The 2,832-nt window shown below is 57.6% G+C and carries 3 protein-coding genes; all 3 read right to left on the bottom strand.

Going from position 1 to position 2,832, the window contains the following annotated elements:
* A partial coding sequence (locus H7A81_RS26685; protein WP_182059275.1) for an efflux RND transporter periplasmic adaptor subunit occupies positions 1-729 on the bottom strand: 729 nt, incomplete at its 3' end.
* Positions 730-871: 142 nt separating this feature from the next.
* Positions 872-2,272, bottom strand: coding sequence for an efflux transporter outer membrane subunit (locus H7A81_RS26690; RefSeq protein WP_182059276.1), 1,401 nt, complete (start codon positions 2,270-2,272; stop codon positions 872-874).
* Positions 2,262-2,832: efflux RND transporter permease subunit (locus H7A81_RS26695; RefSeq protein ID WP_182059277.1), on the bottom strand; the 571-nt coding region annotated here is incomplete at its 5' end. The genes H7A81_RS26695 and H7A81_RS26690, both read right to left, overlap by 11 nt.

The raw sequence follows: 2,832 nt of genomic DNA on the forward strand, positions 1-2,832 counted from the left end.
CTGCATCTGCGTCACCACCACAATGCCCGTGGTATCGGTGGTTTGCACCATGTTGCCCGGGTCGACCAGACGCAGGCCGACACGGCCGCTGACTGGTGAAGTGATGCGCGCATACTCAATATCCAGCTTCGCACTGGCGATCTGCGCCTGATCGGCCGCTACGGCGCCTTTATACTGGCCGACGGTAGCGGTTTGCGTATCGAGATCCTGGCGTGACAGCGAGTCCTGAGCCGCCAGTTTTTTGTAGCGGGCCAGCGTCAACTCGGCGCTTTTCAGCAATGCCTGGTTCTGATTGAGATCGCCCTGATACTGCGCCAGTGTCGCCTGATAGCTGCGTGGATCAATCTGCGCCAGCAGCTGTCCGGCCTCAACTTTTTGCCCTTCGGTAAAGAACACTTTTTCCAGTTGACCCGCTACGCGGCTGGTCACGGTAACGCTGGCATTGGGGATCACCGTGCCCAACGCATTGAGATACACCGGCACGTTGGCCGTCGTGGCCACGCCACTGTGCACCAGCGTGGCACTGCCGCCCATCATCGCCATGCCCGGAGGTCCACCTGCGCCCCCGCGATGACCGCCTTTTCCACCTCCTGGTGGCATGCCGCCCGGCGCACCGCCATGGCCGCCGACAACGCGCCAAATCACGCCAGCCACGATTAACACAACAAGTAAAATGAGTAGCCATTTCAGCCAGTGGAAACGCGATTTGCCAGGGGAATTAATTGTCATCGGACTCTTCAGATAAACAGGAAAAAGGAAAATCCCCTGCACTAACAGGGGATTATTTCAAAGGAAATCATCACTGCTTGTATTATCAGCTGAAGTGCCATGGAATTTCCATGGAGAAACCGTAAGGGTAACGTTAAGGCACTCAGGCCTTCCAACCGCCTCCTAAGGCTTTATACAAGGTGATTTTCTCGCTCAATTGGCCCAGATGTGCACTGATTAACGACTGCTGCGAACTGTAAAGCGATCGCTGGGCCACTAATACATTGAGATAATTGTCTACGCCTTGCTTAAAGCGCATTTCGGAATAGTCGTAATCGCGTTGATTAGCACCGACCTCCTGTTGCAGCGCTGTCAGCTGATCCTGCCAGGTATCCTGACCGGCCAGCGCATCATTCACCTCTTTGAACGCGGTTTGAATCGCTTTCTCATAGTCAGCAATTTCAATGCGTTTCTCGATATGCGCGATGTTGAGATTAGCCTCGTTTTTGCCGCCGTCAAAGATCGGCAGATTGATCGACGGCACAAAGGACCAGGCACCGGTGCCGCCGCCCAGCAAACTGCCGAGCGAACTGCTGGTCGATCCGCCAGAAGCGGTCAGCGTGATGCTCGGGAAGAACGCTGCGCGCGCTGCGCCAATGTTGGCATTCGCCGCTTTCAGGCTATGTTCTGCGGCCATGATATCCGGACGACGCGTCAACAGATCAGATGGCAAGCCCGCTGGCGTGGCCGGGAACTGCCAGTTGACGTCCAGCGTGGCGTGGGACAACAAGGTAGCGGGCAGATCGGTGCCCACCAGCAAGCGCAGCGCGTCCACATCCTGACGTACCTGACGCGTATAGCTTGCCACATCCGCCTGGGCAGCCCGCACCGTGCTCTCTGCCTGTGCCAGATCCTGATCGCTACTGGCCCCGCCGTTGTAGCTGAGTTGCGTCAGACGATACGACTCTTGCTGACTTTTGGCGGTATTTTGCGCCAGATGCAGCAGATCGTTATCCGAACTCAAGGTCAGCCAGGCGGTGGCCACCTCCGAAATCAGCGAGATGCGCGTGGCGCGTTCGGTCGCGGCGGTGGACAGATAGGTTTCCTGCGCTTCATCACGCAGGCTCTGCAAGCGACCAAAGAAATCCAGCTCCCATGAGGTGACGCCCAGCCCGGCGTTCAGCTCGTGATAGGTCACCGCACCAGTGGTTTTGGTGTTGTAGAGGTTGGCCGGTTCATGCGCCGAGGTCTGGCTGGCGGTAGCATTGATTGACGGCATTAACGCCGCACGCTGCACCGTGACACTCTGCTGTGCCTCTTCGACATTTAGCGCCGCGACGCGCAGGTCACGATTGTTGTCGAGTGACAGCTGAATCAGATTGCGCATCGTGGCGTCAGTGAAGAAGTTCTGCCACGGCAGATCCGCCACATTGCCCACCGGCGTGGGCTGATCGTACTTCGCGTCTACCGGCATTGCGGGGCGCTGATAGTGGGGTGCCAGCGTACATCCCGCCAGCGCCATGGCCAGCGGCAGCAGCGCCATACGGAAAGTTTTAGTGTGCATGCGTTGTCACCTCTGCGGATGATTTTTTCTTGCGGGCGAAGAACTGCGAAACCACCACGTAGAACATCGGAACAAAGAAGATGGCGAGGAAGGTGGCGGTGATCATCCCGCCTGCTACCGCCGTACCAATCGAGTGCTGGCTACCTGCGCCTGCGCCGTTAGAGATAGTCAGCGGCAGCACGCCGAGAATAAACGCCATCGACGTCATGATAATCGGTCGGATACGCAGTCTCGCGGCTTCCACCGCTGCCTCGACCAGCGTTTTGCCTTCCCGTTCGTGCAACTCTTTGGCGAATTCCACAATCAGAATGGCGTTTTTCGCCGCCAGTCCCACCGTGGTGAGTAAGCCCACCTGGAAGAATACGTCGTTCTGCAAGCCGCGCAGCAGTACGGCACTAATAGTCCCGAGAATGCCGAGCGGCACCACCATGATCACCGAGAACGGAATCGACCAGCTCTCGTACAGCGCAGCCAGACACAGGAACACCACCAGAATCGAGATGATATACAGCTGGGTGGTCTGGTTGCCGGACGCCTGCTCTTCATAGGAAATGCCGTAC

It is taken from the genome of Pantoea sp. ME81 (genome assembly GCF_903970985.1).
GTDB classification, from domain to species: domain Bacteria; phylum Pseudomonadota; class Gammaproteobacteria; order Enterobacterales; family Enterobacteriaceae; genus Pantoea; species Pantoea communis.

What these genes read in the sequence shown, in the direction of transcription:
- H7A81_RS26690 (WP_182059276.1), bottom strand. Translation starts at nt 2,272, where the DNA reads ATGCACACTAAAACTTTCCGTATGGCGCTGCTGCCGCTGGCCATGGCG.